General features: G+C 31.2%; 23 protein-coding genes and 1 other RNA gene. 11 read left to right on the top strand and 13 right to left on the bottom strand.

All coding sequences use genetic code 11. From position 1 onward, the window contains the following. Nucleotides 1-483, bottom strand: a complete 483-nt coding sequence (locus BUB65_RS00230; RefSeq protein WP_073071712.1) for a DUF4894 domain-containing protein — start codon at nt 481-483, stop codon at nt 1-3. A 71-nt stretch (nt 484-554) separates the two neighbouring features. On the opposite strand from BUB65_RS00230, the gene rnpB reads away from it, so the two are divergent. The 3 genes from rnpB (at nt 555) to ackA (ending at nt 3110) form a co-directional block, all read left to right on the top strand. Next, an RNA gene (rnpB, locus tag BUB65_RS00225) (RNase P RNA component class A) lies at nt 555-888 on the top strand. A gap of 44 nt (nt 889-932) precedes the next feature. Beyond that, complete coding sequence (gene fba, locus BUB65_RS00220) at nt 933-1868, top strand: class II fructose-1,6-bisphosphate aldolase (RefSeq protein ID WP_073070844.1); 936 nt, start codon at nt 933-935, stop codon at nt 1866-1868. 21 nt (nt 1869-1889) lie between these two features. Next, a complete protein-coding gene (gene ackA, locus BUB65_RS00215; protein ID WP_073070842.1) occupies nt 1890-3110 on the top strand; it encodes an acetate kinase in 1221 nt (406 codons plus the stop codon). 45 nt (nt 3111-3155) lie between these two features. On the opposite strand, the gene BUB65_RS00210 is transcribed toward ackA, so the two are convergent. From BUB65_RS00210 to dnaN, 7 genes are all read right to left on the bottom strand, one after another. Next, nucleotides 3156-3833, bottom strand: coding sequence for a rhomboid family intramembrane serine protease (locus BUB65_RS00210; protein WP_073070840.1), 678 nt, complete (start codon nt 3831-3833; stop codon nt 3156-3158). 9 nt (nt 3834-3842) lie between these two features. After that, entirely contained in the window at nt 3843-4190 is a 348-nt protein-coding gene (locus BUB65_RS00205) for a YbaB/EbfC family nucleoid-associated protein (protein ID WP_073070838.1), read from the bottom strand. A 14-nt stretch (nt 4191-4204) separates the two neighbouring features. Next, the gene (locus BUB65_RS00200; RefSeq protein WP_073070835.1) at nt 4205-5269 is read right to left on the bottom strand and encodes an FAD:protein FMN transferase; all 1065 of its coding nucleotides are present in this window, start codon (nt 5267-5269) and stop codon (nt 4205-4207) included. Then, nucleotides 5242-6228, bottom strand: a complete 987-nt coding sequence (gene amrS, locus BUB65_RS00195) for an AmmeMemoRadiSam system radical SAM enzyme (protein WP_073070833.1) — start codon at nt 6226-6228, stop codon at nt 5242-5244. Before amrS ends, BUB65_RS00200 begins: the two co-directional genes overlap by 28 nt. A gap of 87 nt (nt 6229-6315) precedes the next feature. Then, a complete protein-coding gene (locus BUB65_RS00190) occupies nt 6316-6849 on the bottom strand; it encodes a GNAT family N-acetyltransferase (protein ID WP_073071710.1) in 534 nt (177 codons plus the stop codon). After that, on the bottom strand, nt 6812-7618 hold the full coding sequence (locus tag BUB65_RS00185; RefSeq protein WP_073070830.1) for an ABC transporter ATP-binding protein: 807 nt from the start codon (nt 7616-7618) through the stop codon (nt 6812-6814). Before BUB65_RS00185 ends, BUB65_RS00190 begins: the two co-directional genes overlap by 38 nt. 222 nt (nt 7619-7840) lie before the next feature. Beyond that, complete coding sequence (gene dnaN / locus BUB65_RS00180) at nt 7841-8944, bottom strand: DNA polymerase III subunit beta (RefSeq protein ID WP_073070828.1); 1104 nt, start codon at nt 8942-8944, stop codon at nt 7841-7843. A gap of 100 nt (nt 8945-9044) precedes the next feature. Here dnaN and BUB65_RS00175 point away from each other — a divergent pair, with 100 nt between their 5' ends. The 8 genes from BUB65_RS00175 to rsmD all read left to right on the top strand — a co-directional run bounded on the left by BUB65_RS00175 (nt 9045) and on the right by rsmD (nt 14423). Next, nucleotides 9045-9956: a carbohydrate kinase family protein gene (locus BUB65_RS00175; protein ID WP_073070825.1), complete on the top strand. Its 912-nt coding sequence runs from the start codon at nt 9045-9047 to the stop codon at nt 9954-9956. After that, entirely contained in the window at nt 9943-11322 is a 1380-nt protein-coding gene (locus tag BUB65_RS00170) for a glycosyltransferase (protein ID WP_143606613.1), read from the top strand. Before BUB65_RS00175 ends, BUB65_RS00170 begins: the two co-directional genes overlap by 14 nt. Nucleotides 11323-11340: 18 nt before the next feature. Beyond that, on the top strand, nt 11341-12117 hold the full coding sequence (gene folE2, locus BUB65_RS00165) for a GTP cyclohydrolase FolE2 (protein ID WP_073070823.1): 777 nt from the start codon (nt 11341-11343) through the stop codon (nt 12115-12117). Nucleotides 12118-12129: 12 nt separating this feature from the next. Beyond that, on the top strand, nt 12130-12438 hold the full coding sequence (locus BUB65_RS00160) for a L7Ae/L30e/S12e/Gadd45 family ribosomal protein (RefSeq protein ID WP_073070820.1): 309 nt from the start codon (nt 12130-12132) through the stop codon (nt 12436-12438). 13 nt (nt 12439-12451) lie between these two features. Further along, nucleotides 12452-13294, top strand: a complete 843-nt coding sequence (locus BUB65_RS00155; RefSeq protein WP_073070818.1) for a GNAT family N-acetyltransferase — start codon at nt 12452-12454, stop codon at nt 13292-13294. Between the two features lie 15 nt (nt 13295-13309). Next, entirely contained in the window at nt 13310-13453 is a 144-nt protein-coding gene (locus BUB65_RS08340) for a hypothetical protein (protein WP_159429125.1), read from the top strand. 182 nt (nt 13454-13635) lie between these two features. Then, nucleotides 13636-13788, top strand: a complete 153-nt coding sequence (locus tag BUB65_RS08530) for a carboxypeptidase M32 (RefSeq protein WP_143606629.1) — start codon at nt 13636-13638, stop codon at nt 13786-13788. Between the two features lie 83 nt (nt 13789-13871). Next, the gene (gene rsmD / locus BUB65_RS00145; protein WP_268807465.1) at nt 13872-14423 is read left to right on the top strand and encodes a 16S rRNA (guanine(966)-N(2))-methyltransferase RsmD; all 552 of its coding nucleotides are present in this window, start codon (nt 13872-13874) and stop codon (nt 14421-14423) included. Here rsmD and BUB65_RS00140 read toward each other — a convergent pair. From BUB65_RS00140 to speE, 5 genes are all read right to left on the bottom strand, one after another. Further along, on the bottom strand, nt 14406-15176 hold the full coding sequence (locus BUB65_RS00140; RefSeq protein WP_073070813.1) for an ABC transporter permease: 771 nt from the start codon (nt 15174-15176) through the stop codon (nt 14406-14408). The genes rsmD and BUB65_RS00140 overlap by 18 nt on opposite strands. Then, entirely contained in the window at nt 15173-15988 is an 816-nt protein-coding gene (locus tag BUB65_RS00135; RefSeq protein WP_073070811.1) for an ABC transporter permease, read from the bottom strand. Before BUB65_RS00135 ends, BUB65_RS00140 begins: the two co-directional genes overlap by 4 nt. Then, a complete protein-coding gene (locus tag BUB65_RS00130; protein ID WP_073070809.1) occupies nt 15985-17082 on the bottom strand; it encodes an ABC transporter ATP-binding protein in 1098 nt (365 codons plus the stop codon). Before BUB65_RS00130 ends, BUB65_RS00135 begins: the two co-directional genes overlap by 4 nt. Before the next feature lie 10 nt (nt 17083-17092). After that, nucleotides 17093-18115, bottom strand: coding sequence for an extracellular solute-binding protein (locus tag BUB65_RS00125; RefSeq protein WP_073070807.1), 1023 nt, complete (start codon nt 18113-18115; stop codon nt 17093-17095). A gap of 79 nt (nt 18116-18194) precedes the next feature. Continuing rightward, nucleotides 18195-19067 (bottom strand): polyamine aminopropyltransferase, encoded by an 873-nt coding sequence (speE, locus tag BUB65_RS00120; RefSeq protein ID WP_073070805.1) that lies wholly within the window; start codon nt 19065-19067, stop codon nt 18195-18197. Nucleotides 19068-19069 lie beyond the last annotated feature (2 nt).

Here is a 19069-nt window from a genome sequence, read left to right as displayed (position 1 = left end):
TCACCTCACTTTTATCAACATATCATCCTTTATATAATATATCGCATTACTTTCTGTATATTTATATAGAATCTTTATATTTTCAAAATAAATTGCTAATTTCTCTATATCTTCAAAAAAGATTTTAGCATTATTTAATAAAATAAAGCTATTATCTTCTAAATTTATTTCATAAACAATCGTTGGAACCTTCTGAGGAATATACTTTAAAATCGCTAAAGATATCGTACCACTTTTTTCATCTATAAAATCTTTGGGAATTTTTAATATTGGAGTCTTCTGAAATTCGCTAATACTTTGGATTAAATCAAAAATTTTTCCTTCATTATTGACCATCCATAATTTATTTTTATATGGTAAAATAAAAGTAGCTGAGGAATACTTCTCAAAACTAGGCTCCTCAAACTTTTTCTCTAAAAAAAATGTTGAATTCAAAATAATAAATAAAACAAACAATACTGTTAAAAAATATGTTTTTTTCATATAATCACTAAACAATATTTTATCATACTTTTCTTTAATTTTAACATAAAACATTTAAATTTTAAAAATATGGAGTGGGGCTCACAAGCGCGACTAATCGAACCCAGATTAGTCGAGGAAAGTCCGGACTCCGTGGGCGAGGTACCGGATAACGTCCGGAGGGAGTGATCCCTGGAAAGGGCCATAGAAAAGAAAACCACCTGCAAAGGTAAGGGTGGAACGGTGAGGTAAGAGCTCACCAGGCATGGAGCAATCCATGTGCTTGGCAACCCCTACCTGGAGCAAGGTCGAGCAGGGAAAGGGTGGCTCCGCCCATATCCCGGGTAGACCGCAAGAGAAATTTGGTAACAAATTTCCTAGATAGATGCTTGTAAACAGAATCCGGCTTATAGCCCCACTCCTAATTTTTCCAATATGGTATAATAAACTATGGATAAAGGAGGGAAAATATGTACGTAAATACTAAAGAAATATTGGAAAAAGCCAGTAAGAATTTTTATGCTATTCCAGCTTTTAACATCAACAACCTTGAATTTTTAATTGCTATAATTGAAGGAGCTATTGAAAAAAACGCTCCAGTTATTATCGAAACCTCCGAAGGAGCAATCAAATACGCTGGAAATGGTGATATTTATCGTGGAGCAAATTTATTTGTTAAAATGGTTAGAGAATATGCTGATAGTGTAAAAATACCTATAGCTTTACATCTTGATCATGGAAAACATTTGGAATACATTGCCGCTGCAGTTAAAGCTGGATATTCTTCTGTGATGATTGATGCTTCTCATGAAGAATTTGAGAAAAATTTAACCATCACAAAGGAAGTAGTAAAGTGGGCCCACGCAAGTGGTGTTTCTGTAGAAGCTGAACTTGGACAACTTTCTGGGATTGAAGATAATGTTTACGCTGCTGAAAATGTCTTGGTTGATCCTGAACAGGCTAAAATTTTCGTCGAAGAAACTGGTGTAGACTTTCTCGCTCCCGCAATTGGGACTAGTCATGGCGCTTTTAAATTTAAGGGCGAAGCAAAACTTGATTTTGACAGATTGAAAAAAGTTAAAGAACTCACGAATATTCCTCTTGTGCTTCACGGTGCATCTAGCGTATTAAAACAATTTGTAGATATAGCCGAAGAATTTGGTGCAGACTTTGGAGGGGCAAAAGGCGTACCTGCAGAAGAAATTAAAAAATGTGTTGAATTAGGTATAAATAAGGTCAATACAGATACTGATTTAAGAATTGCATTCGTAGCTGGTGTCAGGAAATATTTAAAAGAAAACCCAAAAGAATTTGATCCTAGAAAATACTTCAAAGAAGGAATGAATTATGTAAAAGAAGTAGTTATGGATAGATTGGAATTCTTAGGAGCATCTGGAAAAGCATAATATGAAAAGGAGGCTCATAAAATGATTGTACTTGTTGTAAACAGTGGTAGTTCATCTATAAAGTATCAACTATTAAACATGGAAGATGAAACTGTGCTTTGCAAAGGCATGGCTGAAAGAATAGGTATTCCTGGAAGTAGGATTATTCACAAAAAAGCAGGTGAAAAATTCGTTATTGAAAAACCTATGGCAAACCATGATGATGCACTAAAATTTGTTCTTGAAACCTTAAAGGACGAAAAATATGGTGTAATAAATGATTTCAAAGAAATTGATGCTGTTGGTCATAGAGTTGTACACGGTGGTGAAAAATTCTCAGGTTCAGTGTTAATTGATGATGAAGTGATTAAGGCAATAGAAGAGTTTTCGTATCTCGCACCACTTCACAATCCACCAAATTTGATGGGAATCAAAGCAATAATGAGGCTCTTACCCGGTGTACCAAATGTTGGTGTATTCGATACGGCTTTCCATGCAAAAATGCCTAAAAAAGCTTACCTTTATGCTATACCTTACAAATACTACGAAAAGTATAAAATTAGAAGATATGGATTTCACGGAACAAGCCATAGATATGTATCGAGAAGAACTGCAGAAATATTAGGAATTGACTATAACAACTCTAAAATCATAACTGTTCATCTAGGGAATGGTGCATCTGTCGCAGCAGTTAAAAATGGAAAAAGTGTTGATACTTCAATGGGATTTACTCCTCTCGAAGGGCTTGTAATGGGAACAAGATCTGGAGATTTAGACCCTTCAATAGTTACTTTTTTAATGGAAAAAGAAGGTTTAACCTCTGAAGAAGTTTATACTATTCTCAATAAAAAAAGTGGTGTTTTGGGCTTAACTGATAATTTCAGCTCTGACATGCGAGATATTGAAGACAAAGCTTTAGAAAACGATCCTCTTTGTAGATTAGTATTAGATATATATGAATATCGTATTGCTAAATATATTGGCGCTTATGTTGCAGCTATGAATGGTGTGGATGCTATTTCGTTTACAGCAGGAGTCGGCGAAAATTCCCCAATTACCCGAGAAGAAATATGCGAAAACTATCTTTCTTACCTAGGTATAAAAATTGATAAAGAGAAAAACAACGTAAAAGGTGTCGAAAGAGTTATTTCCACACCTGACTCCAAAGTGTCAGTTTTAATTGTTCCAACAAATGAAGAATTAATGATTGCCAGGGATACAAAAGAGATAATCGAAAAAGGTATCAAACAACTGGAATATTAAGAAAAAGCTGGCTTAAGCCAGCTTTTTTTTTCATTTTTATTCAATTTAAACAAAAACCGTAATTGAATTAATTATCAGAAACACAAAGGAAATAATAATCGTAGCCACAAAAATTATTCTTAAATTGCGCCAAATCTTCCTAGATTTCAAAGAATAATCGCGTAAAGGAATAAGGTATCCTAAAATCATACCAGTTAGAAATCCTCCAATATGAGCAGCATTGTTAATATTTGTCCCGGGCATGAAACCAAAAAGTATATTTATTAAAATCATTGGTAAAAAGACTGTTCCAGTTAATGGTTTCAAAATATAAGGGGTATCTTTTCTGAATCCCGCAGCGAAAAGTACACCTACTAATCCAAAAATTGCTCCACTTGCTCCAACAGAAAGTGAATTGTAATAAAATAATTGAGTTGCAATATTGCCAATTAAACCACTAACAAAATAAAATGATAAGAATTTATCAGTGCCATATATTCCTTCAACAATTCTACCCAAATAATACAAAGCATACATATTAAATAATAAATGTAAAAACCCTCCATGAACAAACATAGCAGTTATAAGTCTGTACCATTGCCCACCCGAGACTAATGGCCCAAACTGTGCACCAAATAATATATAAACCATAGTACTATCCGAAAAATAATATTTCATAATTTGCATTAAAAGCAGAATAATAACATTAACCAATATAAGATAGTAAAAACTTTCTCTTTTCATCCTATCTCCTCAAATTCCAAATGGTAACATTTCTTGTGTAACTTTTGAAAGTTCCTCTTCTCTTTTTTGTTCAATTTTCTCCATTAACTCATCAAATCCAGCAATTAGTAGATCTTTTAACATTTCCTTATCTTCAAACAAATCTTCATCAATTTCTATATCCTTTACTTTTCTATCAGCACTTCCAACAATTCTTACTGCTCCTCCACCTACACTAACCTCAACTTCAACATTGGAAAAGTTAGCTTCTACTTCTTGTATTTTCTTTTGAACTTCCTCCTGAAGCTTTTGGAGTTGTTCCAATTGCTTTGTTTTTCCGCCAAGACTTTTACCACCAAAACTTTTTAATTTTTTCATAATATACCTCCTACTTAATAAATTTGTTCATAAAATGAAAAACCATCTGTTTTGAATATTTGTTGATCAGGAGCAACTAAAAACACTTCTGCATTATTTTTTGGAAACACTGTCCTAACAAATAACCAATTTTGAACACCTAAAACAAAAGCAGCTGTTGAATAAGCATCTGCACTTATTGCATCATCAGAAATTACTGTTGCACTAATTGCACCATCTGCAGGATATCCCGTTTTAGGATTAATTAAATGGTGATACCTTATACCATCTTTAATGAAATATCTTTCATAATCGCCACTTGTAGCAACTGCTCCACTTCTTAAATAAATATAATCTATACTATCTGTTCCCCGAGGATTTCTAATACCAATTATCCAATAATCTTTTCCAAACTTAGGTCCCAAAATTCTAATGTCACCACCAGCTTCTATAAATCCTGTACATTCCTGATCAGCAGACTTTGCAATTTGATAGGCTCTTTCCAGTGCATACCCTTTTGCAAGCCCACCTAGATCAATCCAAACACCATTTGTTTTAATTGCTTTCTTGTTATAATCAATTTGAATCTTTTTAAATCCACTATTTTTTAACGCCTCATTTATATCTAATTCAGATGGTACTTCTCTTTCTACATTCTCAGATACTTTCTCAGTATATTTCGAAAATCCCCACAAATCAATTAATCTTCCCAAGCTTGGATCAAATGCTCCATCAGTTATTTTTGCGTATCTTAATGCTAATTCGATTAAAGCAAATGTCTCGTCATCAACTTCAACCCAATCCTTACTATGATTTAATTTGTGAATTACAGAGCCTTCTTTATATGGGTCAAACTTATTTGTAATTCTGTCCAATTCAGCAAATATTTCCCTAGCTATTATATCAGGATTTAATTTAGTAGATATTTTTAAGTGAACATAAGTTCCCAAAGAAAATGTCTCAAAGTCACTATACATCTTGGGATTTCTAAAAAACACAGCAACAAAAATCACAATCACAACAATACCTAATAAAATCAATAACGAAAAAAGGGAAATTCTACTAAATTTATTTAAATCTTGACGATTTCTTTTCCGCATATTTTACATTTACCCTCCTTAGTCAAATTGAAAGTTTTTATATCATACCCTTCTCTAACTATCACCGGAGTATGACATTCAGGACATCGTGTCGTTTCATATTCAGACTCAAAAATATTTCCTATATACACGAAATTCAAAAATTCCTTAGCTAAGAAGTACAGTTTCTTTAACTCTTCAATTGAAGTAGGAAAAATCTCATACTTATAAGCGGGAAAATATCTTGATAAATGTAAAGGAATATCCTTACTTATTTTTGACAATGCCTTAAATTCTTCAATAAGTTCTTCTTCTTTGTCATTTTTTCCAGGAATAATTAAAGTAGTTACTTCTATATGGACCCCCAGCTTATATGCAAGTTCAATGACATCCATAACTGGTTTGTAATCTCCTAAGCACTCTTTTTTGTAAAATTCACTATTAAATCCTTTTAAATCTATATTCATTGCGTCAATATTTTGTAATAACAATTTTAAAGGTTCCTTTTCTATATAACCATTAGTTACTAGAACATTATATAAGCCTTTTTTGTGTGCAATTCTTGCTGTATCTAAAACAAACTCATACCAAACTACAGGCTCACTATAAGTATACGCAATTCCTTTTGAACCTCTAGAGATTGCTATCTCAACCAATTGATCAGGAGTAACCAATTTGACTGCAGGTTTTTCTTGTGAAATTTCCCAATTTTGACAAAACTTACATTTAAAATTACAACCCCAAGTGCCAACTGAAAGAATTTTAGCACCAGGATCGAAATGATACAATGGTTTTTTTTCGATTGGGTCCATAGCAATGGAAGAAATATCACCATAATTTTTAGTGTATAAAATTCCTTTCTCATTAAAACGCACGCCACATATACCCAGGTCCCCATCTTTCAAGAAACATTTATGAGGACATAAATTACATATTACTCCTTCGCCTTTTTCTTCGAAAAAAGTAGCCATCTTTTTCATATTAACACCACCTATCTCTACTATATAAATTATAACATAAAAAAAGCCGCCTAAGCGGCCATCATCCTGTAAAACCCATAATCAATTTTAAACTTGCGATTCAAAATTTCTCCAATAATCATCCGCCAATATAGACATTCTAATTACATCCCAATATTTTCCTTTTATATAACGTGCTTGTCTTTCTTTACCCTCTATAAGAAAACCACATTTTTCATAAACTCTTATTGCTCTTTTATTAAATTCATAGGCTCGCAAATATATTCTATTTAAATTTAAATATTCAAACGAATATTTCAACATTAATCTTGTTGCTTCAGTACCCATACCTTTATTCCAATACCTTTTATCAAATATTCCAATACCAAACTCTGCAGATCTATTTATCCAATCAATGTCTTTCAATCCAGTTCCACCTATTAATACTCCATCTAATGTCTCTATAGAGAAATTAACAACATCAAGTTTGTTTGTATTATTCTTTATCCAATTTTCTTCTGCGTATTTATTAATTGGCAAAACCAAAGATAAATATTGTCTCAGTTCTTCATCATTAATTAATTCCACAAATTTTTCGGCATCCTCAATCTCCATGGGTCTTAATAAAATTAGCTTTCCCATTAATTTCAAGATTTACACCTCCAGAAAGGAACTCTCTTATTCCTACACTTCTCACATGCATTACATTCCTCAAATTTTTTAATTCCTCTATTTTTACAAGCAGCGGTTCATTGTTACCTTCCAAAATCACATAAATATATCTCTCATATTTTTTCCAAAAGTCCTCCACCGAACCAAAAAACATTAATTCGCCTTCATCTAAAATTAATACTTTATTACACACTTTTTCTATTTCCTCATCATCGTGTGTTACATACAAAACAGTCTTATTCGATTCTCTTAATTTTCTTATTCTATTAACAATTAGTTTCTTTGATTCCGCATCCAAACCACTCGTGGGTTCGTCCATTAAGATAATATCAGGATCAGGTAATAAAGCTATTATCATTGATAATCTTTGTTGTAATCCTTTCGAAAGTTCCTGTGTTTTCTTTTTCATATGAACTTGCAACTCGAAATACTTAATTTCTTCGTATATTCTTTCTTTAGAAATTTTTCTAAGGCTTGCAAAATACTTTAGATTATCTTCCAAAGACAATTCGGGAATTAAAATTGGTTTTTCGGGAATATAAGATATTACCTTTAAGTTAGTTATTACCTTACCAGAACTTGGTTTTAATATTCCTGCAATTAATTTTAATAATGTCGTTTTGCCACATCCATTTTTTCCTACAACTCCTAAAACTTCACCATCTTCCAATTTAAAATTTAGATTTTTTAAAGCCCAAAAATTTTTAAATTTCTTCCCTAAATTTTTTACTTCGATCAAGCTTTGGGTACCTCCATATAAATTGTTTGGTCATCATCTATTTTCATGATTAGATTTACAGAAACTACTAATAAATAGTCAATATCATTGTCTATATAACTTATCTTGTAACCTTAACTTCAGAAAGATTCATCCCATATCTTTTTAAAAACAAATCTGACTCAACTATACAATTTTTGCAACCTTGATTTTCCTTTGAAAGCCCTTTTTTATTTTCATACATTATGCTCTAACAGGAAGAACAATATATAAATAGCCCTCCATATCTTTTGAATTTACTTGCATAGGGCTTAATTCATCTACAAAATTAAAAACAATTTCTTCTTCATCTATGTTTTTTACAGCCTCATTTAAGAATCTAGGATTAAAGTTAATTATTAAATCTTCTCCTTCTTTTTCTATATTTAATTCTTCTCTAACTTCTCCGTATTCTGGACTTTGACTAGTTAAAACCATAACATTTTCTCCTATTTCTAACTTTACTTTGTCGTTACCTCTTTTAGCAATTATCATATTTCTTTTCAGTGCTTCTAAAAATTCATCCTTATTAAATGAAATTCTTGTTTTAAAAGCTTTGGGTAAAACTCGTCTGTAATCCGGGAAAACTTCTTCTACAACTCTAGTAATTACAGTAACATCTCCAGCTGTAACCGACATTTTTTTGTGATCGCAAGTAACTTTAATCACTGGTTCATCAGTTCCTGATAGCATATTTTGTAATTCTTTCATACTCTTTAGTGAGATTATAAAATCAATTTCAGCTTCAACATTTAACATCTGTTCTACTAAAGCCAATCTATAACCATCACTAGCCACAAGTCTCAAATATTTATTCTTAATTTCCCAATACACTCCATTTAAAGCTCTCATTGCACTCTCTGTTGAAGCACAAAAGATAACTTTATCTATCATTTCTGACAAAATTGAAGTTTCAATCTCAAAACTTATACCAGCTTTTTCAAATTCTAAAGGAGGAAACTTTTCTGGATTTGAATAAGTGGTAATATTAAATGAAGTTTTCCCACTCCGTATGTTAAGTTTTCCAAAATTATATTCGAAAATCACTTCATCTTCATCAATATTTTTTACAATTTCTTCTAAAAGCTTGGCATCCACAGCAAAAAAATCATTACCATCAAATTCGCTAACGGGAAGCTTCGCTACCACAAAAGTTTGCATATCTGTCGAATAAATATTTATAGCACCATTTTCAGGTTTAAAAAGTAAACATTGAAGAATTGGGTCCACTGTTCTTGAACCTACCGCTTGTGCAGCAACAGAAATCTTTTTAGCAAATTCTTGCTTGTTAATTGCAAATTTAAGCATAATTCCCCTCCTTTTATCACATTTTACTTTCATTTTTTATTTTAACATAATCTTTTTGATTTTTTACAAAATAAGGTAAAATATAAATGGGGTGAAAATAATGAAAATAATATTTTTGGGTGAGATTTTAATAGATTTAATCTCAAAAGAAAATTTAAAAGATACAGTATCCTTTACAAAAAAAATGGGTGGAAGTCCTTTAAACATAGCAATAAATTTATCACAATTAGGTATCAGATCCTCAATTATTTCTCGAATAGGTAATGACCCGTTTGGAAAATTCATCATGGAGAATTTGAAAAAGTATAACATAAACACCGACCACATTCAAGTTGATGAATTTCATAACACAACCGTAGTTTTCGTATCAAAATCAAAAGGCACCCCCGACTTTTTTATTATAAGAGGTGCTGACAAATTTTACGAAATCCCAAAAATTAATTTTGATAATGCAAAATTTCTACATTTAAGTTGTTGGACAATTACACATGAAGAAAATTTTACTAAAACAATTAAGTTAATAGAACAAGCTAAAAATTGCGGAGTAAAAATTGGTTTTGATCCAAATTGTCGCCAAAAAATTTTTTGCTCTCACAAAATTGACCTCGATAAGATTTTTGAAATCCTTAAAAACACCTTCATCATTAAACCTTCTTTAGATGATGCAAGAGAAATATTTGGCCCTCTTCCAAAAGAAAGTTACATAGAACTCTTACACAAATTTGGTATAAAATATGTAATATTAACTTTAGGAAAAGATGGTGCCCTCGTGTCGGATGGAACAAAAATTGAACACATTCCTTCAAAAGCAACTAAAGTTATTGATTCTACTGGAGCAGGTGATGCCTTCTGGGCCGGTATTTACTTTGGACTTCTAAATAATTGGCCGATATTTAAAGCAGCTAAATTTGGAAGTATCCTTTCTTCAATTGTTTTAAAAAATGTGGGAGCTATTTCTAACTTAACAGAAGCAAAAAACTATATAAAGGAGTTAGAAAATGAAAATAACTAAATTAGCTTTCTTTAATCCCCAAGGAAATTTCGACAAAAATGATAGTCATTTGACTGAACATCCAGATTTCGGCGGACAACTTATTTATGTAAAAGAGCTTGCAAAAGAAATTTCAAAACTGGGAATTAAAGTTGATATAATCACCAGAAAAATTGTTGATGAAAAATGGCCTGAGTTTTCTGATAATTTTGATTATTATCCTGGTTATGAAAATCTTAGAATAATTCGCGTCCCTTTTGGAGGAAATAAATTCCTTAACAAAGAAAAATTATGGGACCATCTTGGCGAATATGTAAAACAAATTATCAATTTTTATAGCAAAGAAAAAAAGTTTCCTGACTTTGTAACCACACACTATGGCGATGGAGGAATTTCTGGCACAATGTTTTTATACAAAACAGGTATTAATTATTCATTTACAGCTCATTCTCTTGGGGCACAAAAAAAAGATAAATTTTCGAATTTTGATGAAAAATTCCTTGAAGAAAAATATCGGTTTTCAATTAGGATTTCTGCAGAAAGGACTGCTATAAAATATGCATCTTTGATTGTCACAAGTACAAAACAAGAAAAAGAAGTTCAATATATGCATCCGGCTTACAAAGACATTTCCATTCAAAATATTAAAAAGTTTTTTGTCATTCCACCAGGTGTTAATACAAGTATTTTCAATAATGTTGAAAATGAACAATCTAAATATTATGAAAATATTTTAGGTAAATTCAATAAAAGTTTTATTATCCTATCAAGCAGAATAGATCCGAAAAAAAACCATATATCTGTTGTAAAAAGTTATGTTAGCAACAAAAGACTTCAAGAAAAATTTAATTTGATAATAGTCGTTCGAGGAATAGACGATGTTTATAAATACTCTCAAAAAAACACTGATGAAGCAAAAATTTTGAATAAAATAATTACACTTGCAAAAAACAAAAATTTGCTTTCTAATATTATTTTCTTAAATATTCAAAGTCAGCATGAACTTGCAGCTCTCTATAAAGCCGCTTCGAAATTTCACTCAATTTTTGCTCTAACTTCAAAATATGAACCTTTTGGACTCGCGATCGTTGAAGCAATGGCATGCGGCCTACCGATTTTGGCCACAAAATTTGGAGGACCTGTTGAAATTCTAGACAATGGAGTATACGGCAAATTAGTGGACCCGGATGATATTGAAGATATTTCAAAAAAAATACTTGAAATTGCTAACAATTATATTTATTACAAAGAAATTGGAATTAAAAGAGTCTTATCTAACTACACTTGGAAAAGCACTGCGGAAAAATATCTGGAAAAAATCTTACATTCCAAAAACAGAAAAATTGAAAATATAGAGCTTCCGAAATTCTTTTTGAAACAAATATAAAACAGAAAGGATGGAACCATGCTCAAGGATGTGCAAAATGAAAAAGACCTAAGAAATATCCCATTAAAACATGTAGGTATTAAAAATCTAAGATATCCAATAATTGTTCTTGATAAAAAGAATAAAATTCAGCATACAGTTGCAGATATCAATATGTTCGTAGATCTACCAAAAGATTTTAGAGGAACTCATATGAGCAGATTTGTAGAAATCTTGAATAATTTTCATTTTAAAATCGAACCAAAAACCATAAAAGAGATTTTGGATGATTTGAAAAAGTCTTTAAATGCTCAGAGTGCAAAGATAGAAATTTCTTTCCCATATTTTTTGAAAAAAGAAGCTCCTGTAACAAAAATAGAAAGTTTTCTTGAATATAAATGTGGATTCAAAGCATATGATAATGATAAAAAGTATAATTTTTATTTAGTTGTTGAAGTACCTGTACAAACTTTATGCCCTTGTTCAAAAGAAATTAGCAAGTACAATGCACATAACCAAAGAGCAAAAATACTGATTGAAGTTGAAACATATGAATTAATCTGGTTTGAAGAGTTAATAGCAATAGCAGAGCATTCAGCAAGTAGTCCTTTATATACGCTTTTAAAAAGACCTGATGAAAAGCATGTGACTGAAAACGCATACGAAAATCCAAAATTCGTTGAAGATGTTGCGAGAGATGTTGCGCTGAAACTAAAGGAAGATAAAAGAATAAAATGGTTTAAAGTTGAAGTAGAAAGTTACGAATCTATTCACACACATAATGCATACGCCTGTGTTGATTCGTTAACACTGTAGGAGGTGTTAAAAATGACAGAAAAAAAAGTTTTAACTCTATTAGGATTTGCTTCAAAAGCAAAAAAGTTAGTTTACGGAAAAGACAATATCAGAGAATACATAAAAGATTTTAAACAAAAACATAAAGTAATTATAATAGCTTCCGATGCTGGAGAAAGAGTTAAAAGAGATGTAAAAATCAGATGTGAAATTTCACGAGTTCCTTACATTGAATTCTCAAAAAAAGATGAATTATCAAAAGCAACTGGTATGTTGAATGTTTCCGTATTGGGTATTAAAGACGAAAATATTGTGAAAAGCATAATTGATTTAATCACCTGAAAGGGGTGATATAATGGTTATGAAAATTTTAACTTTAGATGAATACTCACAAATAGAATTCATAAATCTTCTCAATAAGGTATTTGAAGACTACACTGTACCAATTAAGTGGAATGTTGTAAGTTTCCAATTAGATGCTAGAGAAAATTCGATTTCGCTATCTGATAGTTTTATTTTTCTTAAAGATAACAAACCTTTTGGCTTTATAGTAATAAGCATTAGAAAAGAAAGAGCTCGTATAGATGCTATGGGGGTTATTAGAGAAGAGAGAGGAACAGGTGCTGCAAGTTATATTTTAGAACATTCGATAAATTATTTAAAATGGCGAGGAATTAAAAAAATTCAACTTGAAGTTGTTAAAGATGACTTAAGGGCTTTTAAGTTTTATGAGAAACATGGCTTTAGAGAAAAAAGATTATTACATTCCATGAACCTAGAAAATCCAAAAAGTTTTTCAGTCAAATACAAACATATTTCAGTTGAATCTAGAACGGTGTACACACAAGCATTAGAAATTTATTTTTCTGGTAGAAAACTAAATTGGCAAAGAGAACCTATTTCCCTTCTTTTGTCGGATGGAAGGTATAACTTTGAAAAAATAATTACCGATGAAAGTGAAGGATATCTTGTCTGGGGAAAATCAGACAATGAAAATGTTTACATTATAGATATTGGAACAAAAGATGATTGGAATAAAATTACAAAAGCTTCTGTACAATATTTAACTAATACAACAAAATGTAAAAATATTCTAATTTCAGCTGTTCCAGAAGACGATGAATTATTTAAATCTTTAAAAAACTTAGGATTTAAACCTTTTCTGATTCAATCCGAAATGGAAAAGGAACTAACTTAAAGGGTTAAAACGTTTATGGACATAAATCTAAAAAAACTTAAAAACCACTTGAGAAAAATTTCAAAGTTTGAAAGCACTATTGCTTTACTTTGTTGGGATCAAGAACTTGCATGCCCAAAAAATACTGTAGAAATAATAAAGAACTTTGGAAAAATATAAACATAGTTAAAAAGACGCTAACATGCACAAAAGCTGATAAAGTAACTTACAACTTATATATTATAGTAGGGTTTAATAAACGATATGATTAAGGTCTTAGAACTTCCCCAAATTTGGAATGAAAAAACGAAAAAATATTTTAGGATTACACCCAAAACCTACAGTGAGAAGTACTACAGGATATCCTTTGGACTCATAGTTCTTTGGGATTTTTTCTTTCTTATATGCTTGGTAATTTATATGCCGCACAAATTTATTATGCAATGTTAAAAGAAATAAAAGATTTTACCTACAAAATTGAGAATAATCAATTTATGGCCCACAAGATTTATTAAAAGATGAAACATTAAATCCAAACTATTTTATAAACTACGTAAAAACAAAATTTGAAAAAGTTTACGGACTATATAACCCTATTTTGAGGTGGAACATGCTAGTTATAGAAACAGGTAGTTTTAAAAGGAAAAGACTAGAAATGGTTCCTGATAAAAGAACAAGGTATACCCCCGGTAAAGTAAGAATGGCTTTAGTAAATATACTTAACTTAAATAATAAAACTGTACTCGATTTATGTGCAGGAAGTGGTATAGTTGGTTTTGAGTTTTTAAGTAACGGTGCAAAGTACGTTCACTTTGTTGAAATATCAAGCAAAGCGGTTAAAACCATTGCTGCTAATTCAAGAATCCTAGGAGTTGAAAAAAGAATAAAGATTTTCAAAAAAGACGCAAGAATTTTCCTAAGAACTTCAAAAAATAGGTATGAAATCGTCTTTACAGATCCTCCATTTGAACTGGGAATTGTAAATAACCTCTTAGTAAACATCTCCAACATTGTAACAAAAGATGGAATTATAATAGTTGAACATTCAAAAAAAGAAAAATTGAGCATTCCCGATAGCCTTGAATTATTAGTTACTAAAAGATTTGGAGATATTCACTTGGATTTTTTTAGGTTAAAAAATGTACTTTAAATATTTTTTTAGAATGACACTTAAAGTAATTGTTCCAATCAACATAAGAGTAGAAATTGCATTTATTGAGGGAGAAATTCCAAATCTTATCATTGAATAAATTTTCAATGGAAGTGTTGTCGAACCAGGCCCTGCAACAAAAAATGTTATGACAAAATCATCAATAGAAAGCGTCAGAGACATAAAAAATGCCGCCAAGATCCCAGGAAAAGATATTGGAATAATAACTTTAAAAAGTGCAACATTTTCGGTTGCTCCTAAATCATATGCTGCTTCAACAATACTGTATTCGAAATCTTGAAGTCTCGAATATACTATCATCAAAACATATGGAATAGAAAAGGTAACATGAGCAATAAAGATGGTTAACAAGCTAAGTCTAAGTTTGATAAAAACAAAAAATATTAAAAGAGAAACACCAATAATTATATCTGGGATAATTAATGGCAAATAAGAAATAATCCAGATTGTCTCTTTTCCCTTAAATTTTCCCCAATAAAGCCCTATAGCTCCCAAAGTTCCTAAAACTGTCGCTATAAAACTTGAAGAAATTGCAACGATCATTGAATTCCAAAAAGCTTTCCATATAGTATATGAATCAAAGAATAATTCTTTATACCACATGAGACTAAATCCTGTCCAAACAGGAGATTTGGAAGCATTAAATGAAAAAAAGATAACTATAGCTATAGGAATATAGAAAAATATGAATACTAAAAATGATATAGTTTGCACAAATTTACCAGAATTCACTGTAACACTTCCTTCTGACTTTTTCTTACAAATACTATAACCCCAATTAAAGTTATAAACGTAAGTACTGAAGAAATTGCAGCCGCAGCTGGCCAGTTTTTGGCGGTTGTAAGTTGCCTAGCTATCTCATTTCCAATCATTTTAGAATTTATTCCTCCAACTAAATCAGGAATAGCATATGAGCCCATTGCAGGAATAAACACAAAAATTATTGAAGTAATTAAACCAGACTTTATATTTGGAATTAACACCTTAAAGAAAGCTTTTCTTTTATTACACCCCAAGTCTAACGCAGCTTCAAGAATAGAGTTATCTAGTCTTTCAATAGAAGCATATAGCGGTATTATTGCATAAGGTAAATAGGCATATACTATAACTAAAATTACTGCAAATGGGTTATATAAAAATTGTATATATCCATCTACAAGCCCTATTGCCCTTAGTAATTGATTTACAAGTCCATTGTTTCCTAATACAAAGATCCAGGCATAAATTCTTATCAAAGAATTAGTCCAAAATGGGATCACCACAAGAAGCAGTAATAAATTTTTAAACTTACTTTTTGAAATATAATAAGCCGTTGGAAGCGCCAATAAAATAGTAACAATTGTAGAGATTAAAGAAATCCAAATTGTACGCCAAAGAATTTTTAAATAACTAACAGTAAAAAACGATTTATAACCTTCTAAAGAAAATCTAAAATAAACACCTCCATAAGGTGTCTTTTCTAAAAAACTATAACTTAAAATTATTAACAAAGGTATTATAAAAAAGATTATCAACCAAAATGCATATCCAGATACAAGCTTCAATTTTTGCTCACCTCAACAATAAAACTGTCATTTGGATCCCAGGTTATGTATACTTCGTCATTCCAATGGATTATCGATTCATCCAAAAGATACTTTACGTGCTGTTTATATATCTTCATAATGTAACCTTCATCTAATTTAACAAAATATTTTGTTTGGTATCCCATATATATTTCTTCCTCAACTATTCCATGAAAACTATTAGCTCCCTTTAGAGGTTTACTCGAAATTCTAATTTTTTCTGGACGCAAGGTTATTAATAATTTGTCACCTTTTTCTACCTTTTTATCTTTATAACACTCAAATTCTCCAATTCCTTGAGCTTCTACCCTTACAAATTCTTCTTGCACATCAATAACCTTTGCTTTCATTAAATTTGTTTCTCCTATAAACGACGCTACAAATTGATTTGATGGACTTTCATATATTTCGTACGGAGTACCAATTTGAACAATCTCTCCTTTATTCATTACAGCAACATGATCAGAAACACTAATTGCTTCTGCTTGATCATGAGTAACATATATAAAAGTTATCCCTACTTTATCGTGCAAATTATCAAGTTCAACAAGTAACTCTTGCCTCAGTTTGGCATCTAATGCACTAACTGGTTCATCTAAAAGTAAAACATTCGGCTCATTTGCAAGAGCTCTAGCTATTGCCACTCTTTGCATTTGTCCTCCGGATAGTTGAGATGGCTTTTTACTTGCATGTTCTTCAAGCCTAACCAGATTCAATAGCTTTTCAACTCTCTCTTTAATTTCTGATTCTGAGACTTTTTTCAATCTCAAAGAAAATGCAACATTTTCGAAAACACTTAAATGTGGAAATAATGCGTAATTTTGAAAAATAGTATTTACTTTTCTCTTGTGCGGTGGAATATTAATAACTGATACCTCATCAAAAAATACATCACCAGTATCTGGTTTTTCAAGTCCTGCAATTATTCTAAGTAAAGTTGTTTTGCCACAACCAGAAGGCCCCAAAAGGGAGAAAAATTCTCCCTTTTGGATTTCTAAATTAACATCTTTTAATGCTTGAAAACTTCCAAAAAATTTACTTACTTTTTTTACAGTCACCTTACTTCCTATCATCTTAAACTCCTCACATAATTATTTCTTGCCATGCTTTGTTATACAATTCAATATATTCCCCTATATCTTCAATAAACTCACAATTTTTTAATTCTTCGATTGTATATATCGGTTCTTCTTTAATATATTTTCTTGCCTCAACATTTGGAGACGGTAAACCAAGAAAATCTGCAATTTTCGCTGCGTTATGAGGCTCAAGAATGAAATTAATAAATTTATAAGCTAAATCAACGTGTTTAGCGTTTTTCAAAATCACCATATTGTCAATCCATAAGGTTCCGCCCTCTTCAGGAATAAAAAAGTCATAGTATTTTTCCTCACCTTCAGGAATTCTTTGAAAAATGTCTTCAGCATATCCATGAACTACCCAATATTCCCCATTAACAATTCCATTTGCATAAGAAGAAGCATCAAATTTAACTATATTCTTTTTCCACTTTAAGACTAGTTGTTTCGCTTCTTCAATCTCTTTAGGATTAGTTGAATTAACAGAGTATCCCAAATATTTCAAAGCAGCACCTAATACCTCTCTCATATCGTCAAGTAAAGTCATATGCCCTTTCAGTCTCTCGTCTTCAAAAATAGACCACGAACGTTTGTAATCTTGTACATATTTTTTATTAACAGTTATACCTGTTGACCCCAACATGTACGGAACACTATATTCATGATTCGGATCATACGTTGTTTTACTCAAAACTGTTTCGTCCAAATACTTGAAATTAGGAATTTTAGACAGATCAAGCTTTAAAAGCATTCCCTCCTTCTTCATTATTGACACGTGATCACCTGAGGGAAACACTATATCATATCCACTGCCACCTGCTTTGATTTTCGCATACATCTCTTCATTAGATGCAAAAGAATCATATACAACTTTACAATTATATTCCTCTTCAAATGCTTTAATCACTTCATCTGGAATATATTCTTCCCAGTTGTAGATGTATAATACTTGTTCCTTTGGAATACTTACAATCACTACAACAATCACAATTACGACTAATACTAAAGATATCCAAAACTTTTTCATATACATCCCTCCTTTTTTTACACAGTATAAAAAAGGATGGACACTTGTCCATCCATATACAAAAACTTTTCACTCAACTTCATAGCTTCTCCAATTCTTTTTTCAAAAAGGTTGGTAGAGCAAATGCTGCTCTGTGAATCTCTTCATTATAATATTTTAGCTCTTCCTCAAAACCCTTAACTCTTTCGGAATCAAAGTCTTTTAGAGGATCAAGACCTTTTGAACCAAACGTGTAAGCCCACATTCCACTTGGATATGAAGGCATAAATCCTAAATATAGTTTGGTAACAGGAAAAACTTTTTTAATTCTAGAATATGCTAATCTCATCCAAGCTCCATCATATAACCAGTCTTCTGACTCTGCAGAAAATGTTCCATTTTCAGTTAACGCATCGTAACATGCTTTATAAAAATCTTCTGTAAATAAATGCCCACCTTCTCCAGCTGTAGGATCAGTAGAATCAATTATAATCACATCAAATTCATTTTTAAAATTTCTAACAAATTTTGAACCATCCTCAAACACTAATTCTACTCTGGGATCATCCAATTTACTTGCTGTGACAGGGAGGTATTTCTTTGCTGCCTCAACAACCATTTCATCTATTTCACACATGATTACTTTCTCAACACTTTTATGTTTCAAAACTTCCCTAACACTTCCTCCATCGCCTCCACCTATTACAAGAACCTTTTTTGGATTTGGGTGCATAAACATAGGAACATGTACAAGCATCTCGTGATAAAAAAAGTCATCCTTTTCAGTGGTCATAGTTATCCCATCAAGAGAAAAAACTCTTCCAAAGAAGTCTGTTTCAAATATATCTATTCTCTGATATTTACTTTGTGCACTGTATAAATGTCTGTTCATTTTCATAAATATTCCACAATTACCAGGTGTGTAATATTCAAAGTACCATAAATGTCTGTTTGGAACAAAACCATACTCCATCG

Origin of the sequence: Thermosipho atlanticus DSM 15807 (assembly GCF_900129985.1) — a bacterium.
Classification (GTDB): domain Bacteria; phylum Thermotogota; class Thermotogae; order Thermotogales; family Fervidobacteriaceae; genus Thermosipho_A; species Thermosipho_A atlanticus.
This window is presented reverse-complemented; position numbering and strand designations above follow the sequence as displayed.